The organism is Paenibacillus sp. FSL H7-0735 (assembly GCF_038008505.1).
Lineage (GTDB): Bacteria > Bacillota > Bacilli > Paenibacillales > Paenibacillaceae > Paenibacillus_AQ > Paenibacillus_AQ odorifer.
Map to the genome: position 1 here is coordinate 5,225,146 of NZ_JBBOZH010000001.1, position 20,532 is coordinate 5,245,677.

Genomic DNA, 20,532 nt, shown 5'->3' on the forward strand with positions numbered 1-20,532 from the left:
ATCATACGTGAAAGCCCCAGCAATCTGCAATAGATTACTGGGGCTTCTGTTATATCGATTCCTTATAACGGACTTAGAAAAATACGAAATATACTACAGCAGCAAGAATTATACGGTATATAGCAAACGGTAAGAGCTTGATACGATTGATCAGTTTTAAGAAGAAACGCATCGATAACAGCGCAAATAGGAAGGCACTAATAAAGCCTGCAATAAAAAACGGCAGCGCGTCCATGGTGAAATATTGCCAGTTCTTCATCAGTGACAACAGACTGGCACCTGCCATGATGGGTACTGCCATAATAAACGTAAAATCAGCAGCGGCACGATGGCTCATCCCGAGGATTACGCCACCAGAAATCGTCGAGCCCGAGCGTGAAAATCCAGGCCATAACGAAAAACACTGTACAAGACCTACACCAAGTGCCTGTTTGTATGTAATCTGATCTACACTCTCAGTTCTGATCTTCTTCGGCCCAAACAGATCCGCAATAATCATTAATATAGCCCCGATCACTAGACCAATTAACACCGTTGAGGTAGAGAATAAATGCTCATCAATATAATCATTAAACAGAACACCTAACACACCTGCAGGCACTAACCCTACCAGAACCTGTGTCAGCTTGAGGTGCCCGCCCTGCTCTAACTGCGGTAGCTTCTCTGTTACAGGGTCCAACTGCTTACGGCTGAAACGCCTTAAGCCCAACAGATCAATGAATCGATTTCTAAAAATCACAACAACCGCTAATATAGAACCCAGTTGAATAACTATTTTGAAGGTATTTGCCGTATATTGTCCAAATAACTCCTGTGATTTCAGCCACATATCATCAACAATAATCATATGACCCGTGGAGGATACTGGAGCAAATTCGGTTAAACCTTCAACAAGCCCCAAAATAATGGCTTTAATAATCGTTAATAGCTCCATGTGTTTCCCTCCTTTTTAATAGTCATTTCTATTATCAGTCCTCCACCCGCTTAGCCCTCAATGTTCATTCTCCGGCTGCGTTTGCGGAAGTACAGAAACCCAAGAATAACTAATCCGCCAGCAATTAGTACATAGACCACATTGGAGTAGACATCCATGTACATGGCAATGTCCTCCCAGGATTCGCCCAAAGCCGCGCCAATAAGCACAAGCAGCAAATTCCATCCCAATGTGCCAATCGTTGTGAAGATCATAAATACTCCAAATTTCATACCTGACATTCCCGCCGGAATCGAAATCAGACTGCGGACCAGCGGAACCATCCGACAAAACAATACAGTCCAATAGCCATATTTATCAAACCAGGCGTCAGCCTTGTGGATATCTTTTTTAGTGACGCGAATTAGGCCCCCCCAGCGTTCAACCAGTTTCTCTAACCGGCTCACATCCAATAATCGGCCAATATAATAGAGAATTACTGCACCCAGTAGTGATCCTGCCGTGGCAGTAATGATTACACCAGGTATAGTTAAGCTCGTCGTAGTGGTCATAAACCCTCCAAAGGGCAGGATCACTTCTGAAGGAATTGGTGGAAATATATTTTCAAAGGCCAGCATCAGAAAAATACCGAAGTAACCAAACTGCTCCATAAAGTCTGTAATCCATGCTTGCATTCTTGTTACCCCCATTTCTCATATCAAGTTCTTCTTCAGGTTGCGTAAATAGCGGCTGCGAATAAAAAAGAAGTATAGTCCTTGAACAGCCAAATATCCGAGTAACACCGCGCCTGTCTCCGTTGCGATAGATAAGTAGAACAACCGTTGAAGCGCAATAAAGGCAAACACACTGTGTAAAATAGCTATTCCGACCGGCACAAAAAACAATAGAGCGAGCTGAATTGTGACTATTCGATTGAGTTCTTTATCCGTAAGCCCCATCTTGGACAAAGTGGAATATTGATTGCGATCATGATCAAGATCGGTATATAACCGGAAGTAAAGAAAGCTGCCTGCCGCGATAAAAAAGACAGTACCCACCAGCAATGAAGCAAAAAGCATTGTGTTATACAATGTTTTCTGAAGTTCAAACAGCGTGCCGCTGATCACAATCGCATACGGAGAATCACTTTCATAGGACTGTTTGCCTTTATGGGCAAGATCATCTGCGATACCTACCGTCTGTGGAAAATCCTCTACATAAAAACCTGTATAAAGATCCGTCTGCACGGGATCAATAGCGCTGTAGAGCTCATCACTGATCACGACACCACTAAAATCCCCGCCATCTCTACCATCCAGCTCCGGCAATAAATATTCAGCAATGGGGACTTGCGCGGTATAACCTATTTCTTTAATGGCAAGTCCTTGCTGCAAGGAATAGACCACTTTTACTCTGCCTTCTGTTAAACTGCGATCCCGCTGTGAACCAATCATCACCAGACCTTCGTTGCCCACCAGAGCACGCTCAGCCGTTGTGAAACCTGCACGCTGCAGGGCGAGATTATAATCACTAAAAGCAATCAAGGGAAGGCGTAAAGTGCGATCGGGTCCAGTCTGAGCTTCGACCTCAGCATATTTAATCGGGATACTAAGCGCTTCATAAGGGAGTCCGTGCGTCTTGAGCTCTTTCTTAATTTCGTTCAGATGCTGATCAAAGGGTTCATCCGCCTGATTTCCTTTAGCTACATAACCCACTGCTGCAGGATAATCCAATTTCAGCTCTCTGGAAAGTGTATGTATCGATGCAAATACCCCTACTGAAGTGAAGGAGACTGCGGATACAATCGTCACCATAAAAAACATTCGGCCATTCTCTTTCCAGCGGTAGGACAAGCCCGATAAAGTGATGATATTCGTACGATGCCAATACAAGCGCCGAATGTCCTTAAGCAGCTTAACCACACAAATACTTAGCTGGGTATAAAAGAGATACGTCCCGATAACCGTAATCGCAACGACCGGAAACATGACTTTCTCTACGGAAGCAGCTTTTGCAGTAGCCGCCATATAATAACCACTGATCAGCAGTACAGCAGAGATAAATGACAATATAAACGATACTTTGGGTTCTTCTTCTGCCTTACGTTCTCCCTGAAACAGACGCATCAGTGACTCATTGCCGATAAAAACAAAGGTGCAAAGCGATATCAGAAAAAACAATAACACGAAGCTGCAGATCGTAAGCACAAGTGCCTGCCATGGGAGATGAAAGGTTAACAGGGGAATTCCCAAAAAAGTGGATCCGATCATCAGGAATAATTTGCCCAGAAGTAACCCGAGAAGGGTACCCGTCAGGATGGCAGAGGTGCCGATCATCATATTTTCCAGAAAAACCATGGTGTTTAGCTGTCTCTTCGTCATTCCATGCATCAATAAAATTCCGAACTCCATCTTCCGCGACTGCAGGAAGGATCCAACGGATACGAGCACGAACAAAGAACAAAAGACATAAATAATTGCCTCTGCCACCATCATCGTATGAGCCGCCGTACTATAAATTAAGCTCTTTGAAATATCCGGATGGTAAATAAACAAAGCGCACACGAAAAAGATCATCACCGAAAAAGCACTGACGACAAAATAAGCGGCATATTTGCGTTTATTACGTGTTACATTCCTATAAGCGAATTGCCGAAAGGTCATGGCTGGTTCCCCCAAGCAGAGACAACATATCAATAATACTTTGGAAGAAAGCGCCTCTATTACTGCCCTTGTACATTTCACTATAGAAACGTCCGTCTTTAATAAAGATGACCCGGTTGCAAAAGCTCGCAGCCACTGCATCATGCGTGACCATCAGCACCGTAGCTCCTTCTTCCTTATTCACCTCTGTCAACATATTCATGACTTCCCCTGAGGCTTTGGAATCCAGATTGCCTGTGGGCTCATCCGCCAAAATTAACGCTGGACGATGAATCATCGCCCGGGCGATAGCCGCCCGCTGCATTTGTCCGCCTGAGACCTCATACGTGCGCTTCTTCAGCAAATGTTCGATGCCAAGCAAGGTAGTGACCTCTTTCAGCCTGCTCTCCATCTCTGGGACACGGGCACCTGCAAGCGTTAAAGGTAATACGATGTTCTCCTCTACAGTGAGCGTATCCAGTAGATTAAAATGCTGAAAGACGAAGCCTAGCTCATGACGGCGAAAAAGTGCCTTTTCTTTTCTGCTAAGCAGATTAGGATCTCGGCCGTTGATCAGAATCTGACCGGAGGTCGGTTGGTCGATGGTGGCAATCGTGTTGAGCAGCGTTGTTTTCCCACTCCCTGATGGGCCCATTATGCCAACGAACTCCCCCTTTTCTACAGAAAATCGGATATGATTCAGCGCCTGAGTGGACACTTTCCCCTCATATATTTTTGATAAATTATGAACATCTAGAATGGGCAAGTGTTACCTCTCCTTCTTTCGACTGGATTGCCTTCATTATACAAAGTGTACACATGGGCTGCTATTTCTGAAACTTACAATGCCCTTACACATTTGTAAGGTTTGTTATATGCTGCTCCCTAAATACAATCCGCACGGTGGTCCCGCTTCCTTCTTCGGAACGGATACTCACCTCATGTCCAAGCTTGCCGCAGATCTGCTTCACGAGATATAAACCCATCCCCGTAGATTCCTGGAAGGTTCGTCCATTCACCCCGGTAAAATATGCATCGAACACGCGCGGCAGATCTCCTGCTGGTATGCCCACTCCTTCATCCCGGATCTCAAGCACAGTCTGCTTATCTTCCGTGACCATCCCTTGGAAAAAAACATGTTTGCCCTCTTCAGTCGTATAACGTATAGCGTTCGTAATCAGCTGCGTAAGGACAAAAGTGAGCCATTTTTCATCCGTAGTTACGGTAATCTGCTCATCTATTTGTATAGCTGGAAAAACTCTTTTTCGAATAAAAAGCCGCTTCTGCTCAGAGGTCACACCACGCACGATTGTCTCCAAATTCAGCCGTTCCACATAGAAATCGTGTTCAAAAGTATCCAGACGGGCCGTATAAAGCACGGTATCCAGTCCTTTTTTCAGACGATCCAGTTCATCACCAATTGCCGTAAAAGGAGGGCCATCCTTATCCTGAATGATCAGATGAATGACAGACAACGGCGTCTTCATGCCATGTACCCATTGATTAATAAAGTGAATATGTTCTTCTAATTTGTGGCGGTAGCTGTGCAAATCATTTTTGTAGAGGCGGAATTGCGACCCCAGTAAACCTCGCAAGCTTACGGCTAGCGGAGAATCCTGTGCAGGGCCACCTGCCTCATCGAGAGAGGAGGGCGTAGTCTCCAAACGTTCATAGAACGTGCGATTGGTGACATAACGGTAAGCGAGGTAGCCAATCAGTAGACAAGTGCTAAGCAGCGCGGCATATAAACTTACATTCAGACCGCTGCCTCCATCCAGCCGATACACTAATGTGATCAGGACTAGCTGGGCTAGATAAACCACGATCAGGGGGAACTGTTCCCTTAAAAACAACTTCATTCCTCATCCCCCCAATTCGGAATCAAACGGTAGCCTTGACCGCGCACGGTTTGTAGTCCATCTGTGATAGCGAGAGCAGCAAGTTTTTTGCGTACACGGGTAACATATACATTTAATGTATTTTCATCCACGAAGGCTTGATCATCCCAGATTTTTTCGAGCAGCCTGTCCCGGGTAACGATGACTCCGGACTTTTGCATCAGCTCATCTAGTATTTTGGCTTCCGTGTGGCTTAAGTCCACTTTAGCTTCGCCTCGGGTAAGGATTAGCCGCTCTACATCCAGCGTCATTCCGGCAACGTTCAGTGTGCGTTCATTATTCCCACCAGCATAGGTGCCGTAGGCGCGCCGCAGCTGACTTTTGATTTTGGCCATCGCGATTTCGTAATCAAAAGGCTTAGTGATATAATCGTCGGCTCCATTTTCCAGCGCCATTACTTGGTCCATTTTGCCATCGCGGGCAGATATAAAAAGAATAGGGCAGGTTGAAATTCCGCGAATTTGGCGGCACCAGTAATAGCCATCGTATTTTGGCAAATTAACATCTAGGAGTACCAGATGTGGCACGAACGCCTCAAACTGAGTGCGGACCCGCTCAAAATCACTCACCGCCTGCGTTTCATATCCAAACTTATGTAAATAATCCTGCAGCAAAGCCACAAGTCCACGGTCATCTTCTATAATAAATATTTTGAACATATCATGCCTCCGGTCCAGCCTCACAATATAAGGGGGTCTGCCAAATAATATATACACCGTGCATAGGGTTAGTCAAATCAGAAGGAAGAAAAAAGAACCCTTGAAGCACCTGTTTACGGCACCTTTTGGGTTCTTGGATAATTTAGGTTTAAGAATATCAACTAGTCCCATTGTTTCTTCTGAATCCCGGCAAGAACTCTCTCTACAGGTGCCCAGCCGATAAGTTCTGGTTGGCTCCAGCCCGGAGCAGCTTGCAGATGGCAAATTTCCATGTAGTGATCTATCCTTACTTTATCCCAGGCATGAATGGCCTCGCCATTCCCCAGGGCCAAAGCTACATGCCCCCAATCCTTAAGCTCACCGTCCACCAAACCTGAACAAGCATAAAAAACAAACGCGCCAGCTGGCGGAACCCCGGTATTCTTGTGCGCATCGTACAGCTCTGCGGATTCGCGTGCATCGCTGCCTCCCCACATTTCGATTCCATTGCTTCTTTCATATGCATCTTCAACAAAAGCAAGACAACGCAGCGGATACTCCTGCGACCCCAGCCGCCTTTAGCCCAACTAATAGCATTCTCAATTTCCTTGCCAAATTCCACGTCCGTTACCAATATACATTCCTCCAAAGTACGATTTAGTGTTGAACACATCATACCTGAACCAGCTACTCATGAACTGGTATTATATAGTTATTAATTAAACTATCCCAATCCTACCTGAGTGGTCATCTACTTCGGCCAACCATTACTTACAAAAACATAAAAAACCGTAAATGAGCATAGCCCATTACGGCTTTAACAAACTATAAATTGGTTTAAGATTCCAGTAGTGGTGGTGGCAGCGGTGGCAGCGATAACGGTAGTGGAGGACAATTTAGAGTTGATATTGCAGACGCCGAACGGTGATATCCCATCGAACATAAGTAACTTATTGCTTGTTGAAGTAACTTATCTGTGGATATATAGCGCTTATAGAGATGTATACGCTCGATCGGCTCCATTCTATGGGATTATACCGCTCCTTTGGCCGCAACTACTCCATCCGCTCCATTCTGCGGGATTTATACCGCTCATTTGACCATATACGCTCCATCAGCTCCATTCTACGGGATTTATACCGTTCATTTGACCGTATACGCTCGATTGGCTCTATTCTACGGGATTTATACCGTACATTTGGCTATATGTGCTCCGTCGGCTCCATTCTACAGGATTTATACCGTACATTTGGCTATATGTGCTCCGTCGGCTCCATTCTACGGGACTTATACCGTACATTTGGCTATATGTGCTCCGTCGGCTCCATTCTACGGGATTTATACCGTACATTTGGCTATATGTGCTCCGTCGGCTCCATTCTACGGGATTTATACCGTTCATTTGACCACAGTGACTCGAGTGGCACCATTCTGCGGGATTTATACCGTTCATTTGGCCATATACGCTCCATCGACTCCATTCTACGGGATTTATACCGTTCATTTGACCGTATACGCTCCATCGGCTCCATTCTACGGGATTTATACCGTACATCTGACCGTATACGCTCCATCGGCTCCATTCTACGGGATTTATACCGTTCATTTGGCAGTATCGAGTAAATCAAAGGCACTTTTACCCTTCTTTCGCGTCACACTAGCTCATTCGAGCAAATCAAAGGTACTTTCGCCCTTCTTTCGCGCGATACTAAACCTTTACAGCAAAACAAGGGCATTTCTGCCCTTGTTCCCCCCCTAAAAGCACCACCGCTGAAACGATGCGTCCTCTTGTAATGTTGTATACCTCGTATGCTCCACATTTCGTACGCTCTTTGCTTCATATGCTCAGTATTTCCACGCTCACTCCATATTTCGTACGCTCTTTGCTACATATGTTCAGCAATTCCACGCTCACTCCATATTTCGTACGCTCTTTGCTTCATATGCTTTCCACGCTCACCATATTCCGCGCGCTCTTTGCTTCATATGTTCAGCATTTCCACGCTCACTCCATATTTCGTACGCTCTTTGCTTCATATGCTTTCCACGCTCACTCCACATTTCGCGCGCTCTTTGCCTCATATGCTCAGCAATTCCACGCTCACTCCATATTTCGTACGCTCTTTGCTTCATATGCTTTCCACGCTCACTCCACATTCCATATATCCTCTACTCCCACGCTATGCGCTTCGCTCACGCAGACTTATCTGCCATCCAGCAAATTACCAAGCCCACCAAGCACGCTTCCTTCTTCTTTCCGACCGCTGTTGCCGGCAGCGGACAGGATGCGATCGGCCATTCGGCTGAATGGCAGCGATTGTACCCACACCTTGCCGGGTCCGCGCAACGTTGCGAAGAACAGGCCTTCACCGCCGAACAGCGCGGTTTTGACCCCTTTTACAAACTCAATATTGTAATCCACCGAAGACGTCATAGCGACTAGACAGCCAGTGTCCAGCTTAAGCGTCTCTCCCGGTTGAAGTGTGCGTTCCATAACATAACCGCCAGAGTGTACAAATGAAAGTCCATCACCCTCCAGCTTTTGCATAATAAAACCTTCCCCACCAAAAAATCCAGTACCCAGCTTACGCTGAAATTCAATACCGATTGAAACGCCCTTTGCCGCGCAAAGGAACGAATCCTTTTGACAGATGATTTTTCCACCGTATTGCTGCAAGTCGAGCGGGATGATTTTGCCTGGATACGGAGCAGCAAAGGTAACACTTTTACGCCCATAAGAACCACTGTGTGTGAAGACAGTCATAAACAAGCTTTCACCTGTCAACAGACGTTTGCCCGCGCCCATCAGCTTCCCCATCAAGCCACTTCCACGCGAGCCTCCGCTGCCGTCACCAAATATCGTCTCCATTGTTATTTCCTGATCCATCATCATGAAGCTCCCGGCTTCGGCAATTACACTCTCTCCTGGGTCAAGCTGCACCTCTACACACTGTATTTCCTCACCCATAATGGCATAATCAATCTCATGAGCACTCATCCCGCAGTTCCTCCTTATAATTAAAGTCATCATGTGACTTATGAATGAAAATATATACGTGCGTTGCGATTCACGGTTTCGCTAATCATAACTATCCATGAAAACCGCCTATATCCTGCAGAAAAAATCAACCAGAGGTTCTGGCTGACCTTAATCCTGGTATCCCTGAAAAATGATATTTATACCAGCTTTCTTCAGGTTACTGTACCACATCTCTTGTCAATACTTGATAATATGTTACAATACTTTTTATACTTAAATGTTTATTTAGTAGTCTAATTCTAATGATAAAGGTGAAATGAATGAATCCACAATCGGAATATGCAATTCTGCTATACTATAAATTTGTAAAAGTGCCGGATGCAGAACTATTCGCCCAGGAGCATTTGGCTTACTGCAAAGAGCTTGATGTAAAGGGACGAATTCTCATTTCAGATGAAGGCATTAACGGAACACTATCAGGTACGGTTGCCCAAACCGAGCAATACATGAAGGATTTGCGCGCAAACCCTCTGTTTAGCGATATCGTCTTCAAGATCGATAAGGCTGATGGTCATGCCTTCAAAAAGATCTTCGTTCGTTATAAAAAGGAACTCGTGACGTTCCGGGTCGAGGATGAACTGGACCCTAACGTGATTACCGGAGAGCATCTGGCGCCTAAAGATTTCTACGAAATGATGCAGCGCGACGATGTGGTGATTCTGGATGGTCGTACCGGCTACGAATTCGATCTTGGTCATTTCCGCGGCTCCATCCGCCCCGAAGTAGACAGCTTCAAAGAATTCCCGGACTGGATTCGCGAGAATATGAGCGACCTTAAGGATAAACCAATCCTGACCTACTGTACAGGCGGGATCCGCTGCGAGAAATTAAGCGGGTTTATGATGAAGGAAGGCTTTGAGCAGGTGTACCAGTTGGATGGCGGCATTGTGACTTATGGTAAAGACCCTGAGGTACAGGGCCAACTGTTTGATGGAAAATGTTATGTCTTCGATGAGCGGATCTCCGTACAGATTAATCATACCGACGAGGATATCGTTGTCGGACGTTGCCATCACTGCGGTCAGCCAGCTGACCAATTTATCAATTGCGCCAATGATGCTTGTCATCTTCAGCATATTTGCTGTGAGGACTGTGAAACACAGCACAGTGGTCATTGTTCGGACGAATGCGAAGCTATCACGAATACCGTGGGCTAAATAAAAGACAAGCTGGTCGCAAATGTCTCTACACGATTCAAAGACGAGCACAAGTGAGTCTTAAGTTAACTAAAAGATGGCGTACAGGATTTTCACTGTACGCCACCTTTTGTTATGAGCGAAACGTCCGAACAACGCCCCTAGGGACTGCACCCTTTAAAAATACGTCATATCCAACAAAAAAAAGTCAACCAGAAATTCTGGCTGACCTTAAATGTAGTATATCCCCGAAATAAGCTGTTTATACAGCCTTATTCACATTACCGTACCATCATGAGGTTTACGCAAAGTAGATTGAATCTTTGGCGACTTCACTAGCTTTGGTTTGCCTAAAGAGGTTGTAAAGGTGATCACATAGCCGGCTACGACTACTGCCATCACTGTATACATCGTTTCTTTAACAGGCATATAAAAGAGTGATAGTGCCAGAACGATTACATCCATCATGATGAATACCGTACCTACTTTGATTCCCTTCCATTCACTAACCAGCAGCGACAAAATATCGTCTCCACCGCTAGCCCCGCCACTCCGCAGGATAATTCCCGCTCCTAAACCTGTCAGTACGCCGGACAAAAGAGCTGCTAATGCCAAATTGTCCTGCAAGTTGATGACCAAACCGGAATAACGTTCCATGAGACCATAGAAGATTGTAAAAGCTCCTACAGAAACAAAAGTGTTGCACACGAACGCTTTCCCTTTGAACATCCATGCTATCAAGAGTACTGGAACGTCTAGAAGCAGAGTTGAAATCGAAGGTGAAATTCCTAATACATATTTGCCAAGCAGCGATAATCCTACGAATCCGCCCTCTGACAAATGATTCTGAAAATTGATGTGATAATAAGTAAATGCAAGCAAAAATGTTCCAAACAAAATGACTGTCAATCGGAGCAGTACATTCACTCCGTAATTGTGGTTCCTCATACAGGTCTCCCCTTATCGTATATGGCGGCTAGACGTCCCACCAACCTCTACGACGGGTAAAACCGGAGGTATTGCTCCTTCGCATATATATACTCCTTCCCCTCGCAGAGGCGGTTCGTCAAGTAACAACGGTTTACGCACCTTCTACAGGGAAGCTAAGTATAAGACAGATCATAACGTTTCCAAATCGTCCTTTGGGGAATCGTCCTTCGGGGACACATGGTATCCTGATCCTTTCTCTAATTTGATAAGTTCTGTTTACATTATACCACGGAGCCACCCTACTCTAAACAGTTTGCCAGAAAAAAGCAGGAATCACTCTGTACTCCGCAGCAAACGGTTGATTGTTTCACGTCTTACACCGATCAATTGCCCTATTTCTTCCTGGGTCAATAACTCTGTTAGCGCTGCGCCATGAGAATAGTCATTAAACCAGCGGGTTAGCAATTCCATACGTTCTGCAGGTGTACCTACAGTAAGATGATCCAGCCGTGTCTGCATAAACCGTACCTTCTCCTGAAGCAGTCTGGCGATTTCCATCGCTTGACCAGGATCATCCCGCAGCTGTTGATACCATTCTGCTGATGGAACTGCCTCCACCTCGCTCTTCATCATCGCAACTGCCGTTCCATGCGCCTCCTTTGGCGAAATGAGTGAATGATGGGGAACCATCTCACCAGGATACAGGATGTTAAATAACACCATGTTCCCATTCTCATGAAGTCTTGTGACCTTGAACAGCCCGCTTTTTACCTTAAATAAAAAATCACAGCTGTCTCCTTGGCGGAACAAGACTTCCCCCTTATGTAATATCATCTCGCTCGCTCCTTTTCCTTCTGATTATATATATTTTCAATTATATAAAATTAAACCTCATTTATGGAGATAAATCTACCTATGGGCGAGGAAAGGGGTAGATTAAAGTCCATGCAAAAACTGCTGGACACCAGAATGAAAATTCTGGCACCCAGCAGTTCAATTTACTTATAAAGTTACTTTGCTTCAAGCGGTTTCTTCCATAATCCGAGCATCAATCCGGAGATGACCGAACCGATCAGAACAGCCAACAGGAACAACAGCGCGTGGCTTGAAAGGGCAGCTACAAAGATCCCGCCATGCGGAGCAGGCACGTTGATATTCCAAAGCTGTGTAAGACCTCCAGCAACGGCCGAACCAAGAATACAAGAGGTTAGGACACGAAGCGGATCGGCTGCGGCGAATGGAATGGCCCCTTCCGTAATGAACGACAAGCCCAGCACATAGTTCGTTAAGCCTGATTTACGTTCTTCTTCCGTGAATTTATTCTTAAAGAAAGTAGAAGCCAGTGCTATTGCAAGTGGAGGCACCATCCCCCCGGCCATTACAGCAGCCATCATGAAGCCGTTGGTATTGCCACTGGTAGTGAATACACCGATGGCAAAAGTATAAGCAGCTTTATTGAAAGGTCCACCCATATCTATGGCCATCATGCCACCGAGAACCAGGCCCAGAATAACAGCATTAACAGTTCCAAGATCATTAAGCCAATCAATCAGTCCTACATTGATCCAGCTAAAGACCGGATCGAACAGGTAATACATCAATCCACCGGTAATTAGAAGCCCGAATACCGGGTATAACAGGATCGGCTTCAGTCCGTCAAGTGTTTTAGGCAGACCTGCAAATACTTTACGTAGTCCGATAATTACATAACCCGCCAAGAAACCAGCAGCCAGCCCGCCGAGGAACCCAGCGTTGGAATTCAAGGCCATGTAACCCCCAACCATACCTGGCATCAGAGCCGGACGATCACCAATGCTAAGCGCTATAAATCCAGCAAGGACTGGAATTAGGAAATGGAAGGCACCATCTCCGCCACCGATTGTCTGCAGTAACTGGAACAGCGGATGATCTGCTCCACCTACTTGTTCAATCAGGAAGGAGATTGCTAGCAGAATACCGCCACCGACTACAAACGGAAGCATGTGGGAAATCCCATTCATTAAGTCCTTATATATTTTACTGCCGATACTGCCAGATTTCTCTTTAGACCCTTCGTCATTGCCACCGCGACCTTCATTGTGATAGATCGGCGCTTCCCCATTCATAGCTTTACGAATAAGCTCTTCCGACTTACGGATGCCATCACTTACCGGTCTTTGCAGTACAGGTTTACCGTCAAAACGGGCCATTTCCACCTTTTTATCAGCTGCAACAATTACACCGCTTGCACGCCGAATCTCATCAGGGGTGAGTACGTTTTTGGCCCCTTCTGAACCATTCGTCTCTACACGGATATTAACTCCCATTTCTAGAGCTTTTTTCTTAAGGGCATCTTCAGCCATAAAAGTGTGCGCAATGCCTGTAGGACAAGCAGTTACAGCTACGACAAAAGCTTGGGAATCCGGGTTGCCCACGATTACACGTTCAGGCTCTGACTTCGCGGCAGTTTCAGCGGCTTCGTTCTCTTTCTCCTTAGCTTCGCCTTCCGCCTGCTTGGCATCAAACAAAGCTGATACTTCATCCGGAGTCTGAGTATTCATAAGCTGTTCAATGAACTCGCTATCGATCAGTAGTCTGGACAATGAGGCCAGTGTACGAAGATGCATATTGCCTGCTCCTTCTGGAGCGGCAATCATAAAGAAGATACGTGCTGGCTCATCATCAAGGGATTCAAACTCCACTCCCTTTGCGCTCTTAGCAAATACAACCGTCGCTTCATTTACCGCTTTAGTCTTAGCGTGCGGCATCGCGATACCGCCACCAATCCCAGTACTGGATTGCTCTTCGCGCTTCAGAATCATCTCTTTAAAAAGGATCGGATCATTAATTCGGCCACTAGCAGCAAGACTTGCAATCAATTCATCAATTGCAGCTTCCTTAGTTGTAGCTTTTAGATCCATGATCATAGTTTCTTTTATCATTAAATCCGTTATTTTCATCATGTTCAACTCCCTTAAGTACTTTGAATGCTGTCGGCTTACACTTCTGAGATTTGGATCAGCGGTCTCAGCTGTTCAATGAATTCTCTGTCCGCTAAATCATCAGAGAATGCGGTTGCACTGCCCGAGGCAACGCCTGCACGGAACGCCTCCAACAAGTCTCCTGTCAAAGACAGTGTCCCTACAAAACCAGCGATCATGGAATCCCCTGCACCTACAGAATTTTTCACTTTACCTTTTGGTGCGTTGGCGTGGTATACCCCTTGCTCCGTAATGAACAAAGCCCCTTCACCCGCCATGGAAACCAGTACATGTTTCGCTCCTGCATCCAGCAGCTTGCGTCCATAAGTAATAATCTCTTCCCTCGTGTCTATTGTTACGCCGAATAGCTCTGCAAGCTCATGATGGTTCGGTTTAACCAGCAATGGCTGATACGCCAGCGCTTTTTGAAGTGCAGCACCAGTAGTGTCAATGACGAATTCCGCTCCACTCTGTTTGCACACAGATATAAGCTTGTCATAGAAATCTGCACCCAGTGATGGGGGAACGCTTCCCGACAAAATCACTACATCCTCCGCGTTCAGAGCAGCCAGCTTTTGCAATAGTGCGTCGGCTTCCGGAACAAGAATGGCGGGTCCAACACCGTTAATCTCCGTTTCTTCTCCATGCTTGAGCTTGATGTTAATCCGCGTATCATCAGAAACAAACACGAAATCGCTTGAAATTGATTCTTCGTGTAACCAATCCTCAATATATCGGCCGGTGAAGCCGCCAAGGAATCCCATAGCCTTATTCTGAACCCCAAGCTGTTTAAGCACTCGGGATACGTTAATCCCCTTCCCTCCGGGAAGCTTCAAATCACGTTTCATCCGGTTCAAGTCACCCAGTCTCAAATCTTCCACTTCCACGATATAATCAATGGAAGGATTAAGCGTTACAGTATAGATCATGATTATCCCTCAATTATGTTGGTTTTCTAAGCCATAGATTACCGATCAAAAATACGGCATCTGTAATTTCTCCAAACGATCACACGGTAATTCATAATTGCTTATCCTATATAGAATTTATACCAGCGTGAAATCCACACCCAATTGCGTGATCTCACGGATGAATTTGTCAGACGCTCCTGAATCTATAATGCAATGATCCATTTCCGTCACATCAGCAACCTTGCTAAAGGATACCTGCCCCAGCTTACTGTGATCTGCCAGTAGAATAACTTGCTTGGCGACTGCGATCATTTTGCGTTTTGTAGCTGCCTCTAACATGTTCGGGGTTGTGATGCCTTCCCGCAAATCCAGTCCATTAGTAGCAAGAAAAGTTTTATCCACTCTCACCATATCTAAGGAACGTTCTGTCATCGGTCCAACAAAAGCCATCGTATCCGGGCGAAGCATACCACCTGTAATTGAGACTTCGATATTGCGGCAATCCCGCAGCTCATTCAGCGCCATAATCGAGTTCGTAATGACTTTGATATTCGAAAAGTTCTTCAGCTCTCTGGCAATCTGCAGTGTTGTTGTTCCTGCATCAAGCAGTATAGCGTCACCCTCCTGAATCATCTCCACTGCTTTGCGGGCAATCCGTTGCTTCTCATCCAATAAATGATCTTCCTTATCAGGATAAGCCGCCTCAAAATTGACACTCTGCAAGGAAACCGCTCCGCCATGAGTACGCTTTAATAGCTTGGCTTCTTCCAGCTCCTTCAGATCACGGCGCACAGTAGACTCGGATACGCCCATTTCCTGACTTAGCTCCTGTACAGAAGCTCTTGAGTTTTTTTCCACAAAAAGCACGATTTTTTGTTTTCTCTCTTCCTCAAACATCATCGTGGCTCGCTCCTTTATGTGAGAGCGCGACCTGTGCAATTCCTTGCGCTCATCTATGAATTTTCTTGACCGTTAATTGATTATATGTGACCGTTATTGATCGTTTGTGCTCGTTTATGATTTTAACAGCGTTTTCATCCTATGTAAAGTGCTAAAAAGAGACAGTGCAAAATTACATCCCAATTGCCTATCTCATATACGGCATTTATAACATATTAATAATACATACCGGGAAAAGCGGGTGATCAGAAATGGCCAATGGAAGAAACCGTGGGAGAAATAACGGTAACAGCAATGCTAATAAGAATGGGACCACCAATAACACTAATCCAGTGGAATCCGCAGAACTTAGCGCTGAGGATTATGAGATCATCGCAGCTGGACTTGTAGCATTAGGTGAGATTTTTTCCTTTTTATCTCTTGTTAAAGCAAGACAAGTTACCAAAGAAACTGGAGGCGAGGAGGTAGTTCCTGAAATCTTCACTTTATCCACTAGAAAATCTCATAAACGAAAGTCAAGATAATCCACGAAAAAAGCAGCGAAGTAGTGATATACCCTTGTTATATTGCGATCTTTTTACTTGGCGTAACCTTTGTAACTAGAACCTCTATATGGGTATGCCAAGAACTACCTATAAGGAATTACACGCTTTTGAATCAATACTTGTAAATTAGGGTTATTAAACTACATAGATATAAATTTGAATTTTGGGGGATGTTTTTATTGCCACAACAGAAGTATTTTCGGACAAGCCTTGCTATTATCGCCTTTTTACTGATTTTGTACTTAGGCTCCAAAGTAATGTTTCTCTTCGCGCCACTAGGTGCCATTTTCAAATTATTACTTGTTCCCATGATGTTATCAGGGTTTATGTACTACCTGCTGCGTCCATTAGTAAGAATCCTAGAGAAAAGAAAATTAAACCGGGCGTTCTCCATCCTGCTCATTTATTTTCTGATTGCGGGCTTGTTCGTTCTCTTCTGGATTCTAGTCTGGCCGACACTGCAAGAACAAATTCAGAACTTTATTGATAACACTCCCTACCTCGTGCAAGGTTTGCAGGATCAGTTCAATGCATTGAGGGAGAATCCGACACTGTCACGTTTTTTCAAAGGGGATTCTGACGTCGCGGCCCGTTTATCAGAATTTCTTAGCGATACTATTACCTGGGTTACCAATTCCATGTCCAATTTGATTGGCGTTGTTTCCAGCATTGTAGTGTTAATCGCCACTTTGCCCATCATTCTGTACTACATGCTAAAAGATGACTATAAGCTATCGCCTAAACTTCAAGGCTTAATTCCGAGAAAATATCGGAAGGAAGGCCAAGAGATGCTTGGAGATATCGACAGCGCCTTAAGCAGCTTCATCGTCACACGTGTGGTGCTAAATGTGGTACTCGGTATTATGTTATATATAGGATTCCTTATCATCGGACTGCCTTACTCCCTGTTACTCGCCGTAATTTCAGTGCCTCTTAACTTCATTCCATATGTGGGTTCATTCTTAGCAGCGATTCCGGTAATAATAGTAGGTTTCATTGAATCACCGACGATGGCCATATGGTCCCTAGTCATAATTTTCATTGCCCAGCAGATCCAGGATAATGTACTCTCACCGATTATTTACGGAAAATCATTGGATGTTCATCCACTGACTACGGTCATCCTTGTCCTTATAGGTGGAGACTTCTACGGTATTATCGGAGTTCTTATTGCGCTCCCTGTTTATATGATTATAAAAATTGTTTTCCTGCGCGTGTATGAGATTATTATTGCAGACCGTAAAGATGAAGCTGAGCCTATCAAAAAAGAGGAGCTATAACGGTTGTAATCTACTTCGTGAACGGGCGGAGCTTAACTATAAAATAAAAAAGGGTACGTCTCCAATCACTCGGAGTCGTACCCTTTTTTATTCTTTACAGGTTCCTGAAATCACCCTCGTAAAGAACGAACTACAAAGATGTGATTGCCCTTCATCAGGTTTTGGCCGTTCTGAAGTGTAACTGAACCTTTCGTATGTGAGGTAATAATCGTATTAAAGGCAATAAGCTGATCCTCTTTCCAGACGCTGACTGCCGATTTAAAATACACTGCATTGTCAAATTGCTGCCGATCCCTCATCACATAACCCACGGAATGGAGAACTGGAGGCAGAGCTCTTTCTTTTGGAGCCAGAGCCTTAATAACAACAATATCCCGAAACGGCACAGCAATTTCCTGATGGCCAATGACCGCCACCGATGCGGAAAGGTCCCATTTGCGCAGGATTCCCTTCATAATGGTATAAGGTTTCTCTCCGCAGTACATTATAACGGGTTTACCTACCCAATGCTTCATAGCTACCTCCCCTTCGCATCACTCCATAAATTATAAGTCCGGAATGAACCAATCTATTCCTTCCATACCCTGCGACTCTAGAAATTGATTGGCCTTCGAGAACGGACGACTGCCAAAGAATCCACGATGCGACGAGAGAGGGCTTGGATGAGGTGATTGCAGCACCTTATGCCGGCTTTGGTCGATGAAAGCACCTTTTTTCTGCGCATGACTCCCCCATAATATAAATACCATGGGCGTAGTTCTTTCATTCAGCTTTTGCATTATGGTGTCTGTGAATGTCTCCCAGCCCAGACCTTTATGTGAACCCGCCTCACCCTCACGTACCGTCAGTACGGTGTTCAGCAACAACACTCCCTGCTCTGCTAAGTGCAATAAAGAGCCGTGGTTCGGAACAGGCACACCGACGTCCTCCTTCAGCTCTGCATAAATATTGCGCAGTGACGGAGGGATACGTACCCCCGGATTGACAGAGAAGCTTAGTCCGTGAGCTTGTCCGGGACCATGATAAGGATCTTGACCTAAAATAACTACACGAGTCTCCTTATAAGGCGTTAGTTTTAATGCTGTGAACAATAATTCTTTTGGCGGATAAACGGTATGTTCCTTATATTCTTCTGTTAGTACATCCATTAATTTTAAAAAATAAGGCTTTTGCATTTCATCCTGCAATACCTCATCCCAATCGTTGCCAAACATCCCCAAACTCCTCCTTTAACCCAAACCATAGCGATATAGTTTTTTATTTCCGACCATAATCCGCTTTGATCTCGCCCCACTCTTTTGTGTGCCACTTGAGCACCTTATTGTCATATGTATTGGTTTGCAACCAACGCTCTGCCCGATCAATAAGCACCCAAATTTCCTCTGTTGAAGAATCGCGCGGCAAGGTTGTTGCCACCTTCTTCTGCTTCACCCACTTCATTGCATTTACAGAATCACTGTAAACCGTTTTATCGCTTCCCTCTTTCTTCAACAACGCCAAGGCATGGACAATCGCTAAAAATTCACCTAAATTATTAGTGCCCTTTTTGATCGGACCACAGGAGAAAATGATATCTCCCGTTTGTGTATCTACACCCTTATATTCAACAGGCCCCGGATTACCACGAGTCCCCACATCTACTGAAATACTGTTGTAATCAATCTCCTCAGAGTTCTCTACTGTAGCACTGCGTTTAAAAGAACTCGTCCCCTTAGACTTTGCTGCACCAGCTGCCCCTGTTCCCCAATTCCCCTTCCAGCCCGCTTTATATGCCGCATCAGCTGCTGCTTTGGATTCATAGGATTTATATTTTGCACCGGTATAATGATCTGTCTGTGCCTGGCATTCTGCCCAAGTGCTATAGACTCCTGGTTGTTTACCTTCCCAGACTACATAATATTTCTGCTTGGCCATGGATAATGCTCCTTTTCTACTGCCTGTACTTATTGTAATCCATATTGCTCGTGAATTCATCGGATAAATCACATTTTTCAGGTCATACTATACGCCAGAGATGTCCAGGCCTATATTACCATTTGTAGATTGATTGGTAAATTACTAACTAATCACTCTATAGTAAGCTCGAAGGATATCGGTACAATTACTTAGGGAGGTTATACAGATGAGAAAGATAGCAAGTGTTGCTGCGGTATTTGCTTTTGTGTTAATGGTCGGATGTGGAAATGCAACAGATAATGCTAATAATGCTACTGCAACAAGCACTCCTGAGAACACAAATAACGCGGGTACCACTAATAATGCAGGCACCGCTAATAATCAAAATAACACCACAGATGCTGTAACCTCAGCTTCCGTAGTAGATAATGAAGAAGCCTTCAAACGCGCCATCAGTCCAGAGGGAACCTGGATTGCTGCCACACTTAAAGACTTAACCTTCACCGAAGATCTCGTCGTGGATGGAGAATTCATGAATAAAGAGGAACCCGCCAGAAAAATTGCTCTATACACACAAGATGCGGATCACAACATCACCAACTCCTTCAAACTGACTGCTCCAAAATTGACCATCAAGAGTAAAAACGCCCGTATTCAAGGCGGCACTTTTATTGGAGATGTATACGTAGAAGCGGATGGTTTTACCCTGGTGAACGCAACCGTTGAAGGCAATGTCTACTTCGCAAACGATCAATATAAATCCACCTTTAATTCATCCGATCAAGGAAAAGTAACTGGTGTTACAGAAGTGAAAAAATAAGCTTCAACCCCAAAAAGGTGATC

General features: G+C 44.9%; 22 protein-coding genes. 5 read left to right on the top strand and 17 right to left on the bottom strand.

From position 1 onward, the window contains the following. Positions 1–73: 73 nt before the first annotated feature. The 7 genes from NSS82_RS23815 to NSS82_RS23845 all read right to left on the bottom strand — a co-directional run bounded on the left by NSS82_RS23815 (position 74) and on the right by NSS82_RS23845 (position 6,663). Positions 74–934 (bottom strand): undecaprenyl-diphosphate phosphatase, encoded by an 861-nt coding sequence (locus NSS82_RS23815; protein WP_036682972.1) that lies wholly within the window; start codon positions 932–934, stop codon positions 74–76. Between the two features lie 50 nt (positions 935–984). Continuing rightward, positions 985–1,608, bottom strand: coding sequence for a DedA family protein (locus NSS82_RS23820; protein WP_076273025.1), 624 nt, complete (start codon positions 1,606–1,608; stop codon positions 985–987). A gap of 18 nt (positions 1,609–1,626) precedes the next feature. Beyond that, positions 1,627–3,576: an FtsX-like permease family protein gene (locus NSS82_RS23825; RefSeq protein ID WP_076273026.1), complete on the bottom strand. Its 1,950-nt coding sequence runs from the start codon at positions 3,574–3,576 to the stop codon at positions 1,627–1,629. Beyond that, a complete protein-coding gene (locus NSS82_RS23830) occupies positions 3,551–4,321 on the bottom strand; it encodes an ABC transporter ATP-binding protein (protein ID WP_036682980.1) in 771 nt (256 codons plus the stop codon). Before NSS82_RS23830 ends, NSS82_RS23825 begins: the two co-directional genes overlap by 26 nt. An 85-nt stretch (positions 4,322–4,406) precedes the next feature. Beyond that, entirely contained in the window at positions 4,407–5,414 is a 1,008-nt protein-coding gene (locus NSS82_RS23835) for a sensor histidine kinase (RefSeq protein ID WP_076273027.1), read from the bottom strand. After that, positions 5,411–6,112 (bottom strand): response regulator transcription factor, encoded by a 702-nt coding sequence (locus tag NSS82_RS23840; RefSeq protein WP_076273028.1) that lies wholly within the window; start codon positions 6,110–6,112, stop codon positions 5,411–5,413. The genes NSS82_RS23835 and NSS82_RS23840 overlap by 4 nt, the downstream gene beginning before the upstream one ends. Before the next feature lie 161 nt (positions 6,113–6,273). Further along, entirely contained in the window at positions 6,274–6,663 is a 390-nt protein-coding gene (locus tag NSS82_RS23845; RefSeq protein ID WP_143761280.1) for an NlpC/P60 family protein, read from the bottom strand. Positions 6,664–7,117: 454 nt separating this feature from the next. Between NSS82_RS23845 and NSS82_RS23850 the strand changes: the two genes are divergently transcribed. After that, positions 7,118–7,714, top strand: a complete 597-nt coding sequence (locus tag NSS82_RS23850; RefSeq protein ID WP_178944237.1) for a hypothetical protein — start codon at positions 7,118–7,120, stop codon at positions 7,712–7,714. A gap of 333 nt (positions 7,715–8,047) precedes the next feature. On the opposite strand, the gene NSS82_RS23855 is transcribed toward NSS82_RS23850, so the two are convergent. Beyond that, on the bottom strand, positions 8,048–8,224 hold the full coding sequence (locus tag NSS82_RS23855; RefSeq protein WP_218641950.1) for a hypothetical protein: 177 nt from the start codon (positions 8,222–8,224) through the stop codon (positions 8,048–8,050). A 70-nt stretch (positions 8,225–8,294) separates the two neighbouring features. Continuing rightward, a complete protein-coding gene (locus NSS82_RS23860; protein ID WP_038572584.1) occupies positions 8,295–9,089 on the bottom strand; it encodes a TIGR00266 family protein in 795 nt (264 codons plus the stop codon). Positions 9,090–9,391: 302 nt separating this feature from the next. Here NSS82_RS23860 and trhO point away from each other — a divergent pair, with 302 nt between their 5' ends. Then, positions 9,392–10,288 (top strand): oxygen-dependent tRNA uridine(34) hydroxylase TrhO, encoded by an 897-nt coding sequence (trhO, locus tag NSS82_RS23865; RefSeq protein ID WP_076223570.1) that lies wholly within the window; start codon positions 9,392–9,394, stop codon positions 10,286–10,288. A 255-nt stretch (positions 10,289–10,543) separates the two neighbouring features. On the opposite strand, the gene NSS82_RS23870 is transcribed toward trhO, so the two are convergent. From NSS82_RS23870 to NSS82_RS23890, 5 genes are all read right to left on the bottom strand, one after another. Then, a complete protein-coding gene (locus tag NSS82_RS23870) occupies positions 10,544–11,215 on the bottom strand; it encodes a YitT family protein (RefSeq protein WP_036682994.1) in 672 nt (223 codons plus the stop codon). A gap of 315 nt (positions 11,216–11,530) precedes the next feature. Next, complete coding sequence (locus tag NSS82_RS23875; protein ID WP_036682996.1) at positions 11,531–12,031, bottom strand: Crp/Fnr family transcriptional regulator; 501 nt, start codon at positions 12,029–12,031, stop codon at positions 11,531–11,533. Between the two features lie 176 nt (positions 12,032–12,207). Continuing rightward, positions 12,208–14,136 (bottom strand): PTS fructose transporter subunit IIABC, encoded by a 1,929-nt coding sequence (locus NSS82_RS23880; protein ID WP_038572586.1) that lies wholly within the window; start codon positions 14,134–14,136, stop codon positions 12,208–12,210. Between the two features lie 38 nt (positions 14,137–14,174). Beyond that, positions 14,175–15,086, bottom strand: a complete 912-nt coding sequence (gene pfkB / locus NSS82_RS23885; protein WP_076146748.1) for a 1-phosphofructokinase — start codon at positions 15,084–15,086, stop codon at positions 14,175–14,177. Between the two features lie 117 nt (positions 15,087–15,203). Then, entirely contained in the window at positions 15,204–15,968 is a 765-nt protein-coding gene (locus NSS82_RS23890; protein ID WP_305953507.1) for a DeoR/GlpR family DNA-binding transcription regulator, read from the bottom strand. 251 nt (positions 15,969–16,219) lie between these two features. Between NSS82_RS23890 and NSS82_RS23895 the strand changes: the two genes are divergently transcribed. Both NSS82_RS23895 and NSS82_RS23900 read left to right on the top strand, forming a co-directional pair. Further along, a complete protein-coding gene (locus NSS82_RS23895) occupies positions 16,220–16,492 on the top strand; it encodes a hypothetical protein (protein ID WP_036683002.1) in 273 nt (90 codons plus the stop codon). Between the two features lie 191 nt (positions 16,493–16,683). Continuing rightward, complete coding sequence (locus tag NSS82_RS23900; protein WP_036683003.1) at positions 16,684–17,793, top strand: AI-2E family transporter; 1,110 nt, start codon at positions 16,684–16,686, stop codon at positions 17,791–17,793. 110 nt (positions 17,794–17,903) lie between these two features. Here NSS82_RS23900 and NSS82_RS23905 read toward each other — a convergent pair whose 3' ends face one another. From NSS82_RS23905 to rnhA, 3 genes are read right to left on the bottom strand one after another with little or no spacing between them, the layout of a single operon-like run. Next, on the bottom strand, positions 17,904–18,308 hold the full coding sequence (locus tag NSS82_RS23905) for a hypothetical protein (RefSeq protein WP_036683006.1): 405 nt from the start codon (positions 18,306–18,308) through the stop codon (positions 17,904–17,906). 30 nt (positions 18,309–18,338) lie between these two features. Further along, positions 18,339–19,007 carry a uracil-DNA glycosylase gene (gene ung, locus NSS82_RS23910; RefSeq protein WP_036683009.1) on the bottom strand — a complete coding sequence of 223 codons (669 nt, stop codon included), beginning with the start codon at positions 19,005–19,007 and terminating at the stop codon, positions 18,339–18,341. 43 nt (positions 19,008–19,050) lie between these two features. Then, the gene (gene rnhA / locus NSS82_RS23915) at positions 19,051–19,707 is read right to left on the bottom strand and encodes a ribonuclease H (RefSeq protein WP_076215337.1); all 657 of its coding nucleotides are present in this window, start codon (positions 19,705–19,707) and stop codon (positions 19,051–19,053) included. Positions 19,708–19,915: 208 nt separating this feature from the next. On the opposite strand from rnhA, the gene NSS82_RS23920 reads away from it, so the two are divergent. Next, positions 19,916–20,509, top strand: coding sequence for a hypothetical protein (locus tag NSS82_RS23920; RefSeq protein WP_036683014.1), 594 nt, complete (start codon positions 19,916–19,918; stop codon positions 20,507–20,509). Positions 20,510–20,532: the final 23 nt, after the last annotated feature.

Excerpts from the sequence above, each read along its gene's own strand:
- NSS82_RS23815 (WP_036682972.1), bottom strand. The coding sequence starts at position 934 with ATGGAGCTATTAACGATTATTAAAGCCATTATTTTGGGGCTTGTTGAA.
- NSS82_RS23820 (WP_076273025.1), bottom strand. The coding sequence starts at position 1,608 with ATGCAAGCATGGATTACAGACTTTATGGAGCAGTTTGGTTACTTCGGT.
- NSS82_RS23825 (WP_076273026.1), bottom strand. The coding sequence starts at position 3,576 with ATGACCTTTCGGCAATTCGCTTATAGGAATGTAACACGTAATAAACGC.
- NSS82_RS23835 (WP_076273027.1), bottom strand. The coding sequence starts at position 5,414 with ATGAAGTTGTTTTTAAGGGAACAGTTCCCCCTGATCGTGGTTTATCTA.
- NSS82_RS23840 (WP_076273028.1), bottom strand. The coding sequence starts at position 6,112 with ATGTTCAAAATATTTATTATAGAAGATGACCGTGGACTTGTGGCTTTG.
- NSS82_RS23850 (WP_178944237.1), top strand. The coding sequence starts at position 7,118 with ATGGGATTATACCGCTCCTTTGGCCGCAACTACTCCATCCGCTCCATT.
- NSS82_RS23855 (WP_218641950.1), bottom strand. The coding sequence starts at position 8,224 with ATGAAGCAAAGAGCGTACGAAATATGGAGTGAGCGTGGAATTGCTGAG.
- NSS82_RS23860 (WP_038572584.1), bottom strand. The coding sequence starts at position 9,089 with ATGAGTGCTCATGAGATTGATTATGCCATTATGGGTGAGGAAATACAG.
- trhO (WP_076223570.1), top strand. The coding sequence starts at position 9,392 with ATGAATCCACAATCGGAATATGCAATTCTGCTATACTATAAATTTGTA.
- NSS82_RS23870 (WP_036682994.1), bottom strand. The coding sequence starts at position 11,215 with ATGAGGAACCACAATTACGGAGTGAATGTACTGCTCCGATTGACAGTC.
- NSS82_RS23875 (WP_036682996.1), bottom strand. The coding sequence starts at position 12,031 with ATGATATTACATAAGGGGGAAGTCTTGTTCCGCCAAGGAGACAGCTGT.
- NSS82_RS23880 (WP_038572586.1), bottom strand. The coding sequence starts at position 14,136 with ATGAAAATAACGGATTTAATGATAAAAGAAACTATGATCATGGATCTA.
- pfkB (WP_076146748.1), bottom strand. The coding sequence starts at position 15,086 with ATGATCTATACTGTAACGCTTAATCCTTCCATTGATTATATCGTGGAA.
- NSS82_RS23890 (WP_305953507.1), bottom strand. The coding sequence starts at position 15,968 with ATGATGTTTGAGGAAGAGAGAAAACAAAAAATCGTGCTTTTTGTGGAA.
- NSS82_RS23895 (WP_036683002.1), top strand. The coding sequence starts at position 16,220 with ATGGCCAATGGAAGAAACCGTGGGAGAAATAACGGTAACAGCAATGCT.
- NSS82_RS23900 (WP_036683003.1), top strand. The coding sequence starts at position 16,684 with ATGTTTTTATTGCCACAACAGAAGTATTTTCGGACAAGCCTTGCTATT.
- NSS82_RS23905 (WP_036683006.1), bottom strand. The coding sequence starts at position 18,308 with ATGAAGCATTGGGTAGGTAAACCCGTTATAATGTACTGCGGAGAGAAA.
- ung (WP_036683009.1), bottom strand. The coding sequence starts at position 19,007 with ATGTTTGGCAACGATTGGGATGAGGTATTGCAGGATGAAATGCAAAAG.
- rnhA (WP_076215337.1), bottom strand. The coding sequence starts at position 19,707 with ATGGCCAAGCAGAAATATTATGTAGTCTGGGAAGGTAAACAACCAGGA.
- NSS82_RS23920 (WP_036683014.1), top strand. The coding sequence starts at position 19,916 with ATGAGAAAGATAGCAAGTGTTGCTGCGGTATTTGCTTTTGTGTTAATG.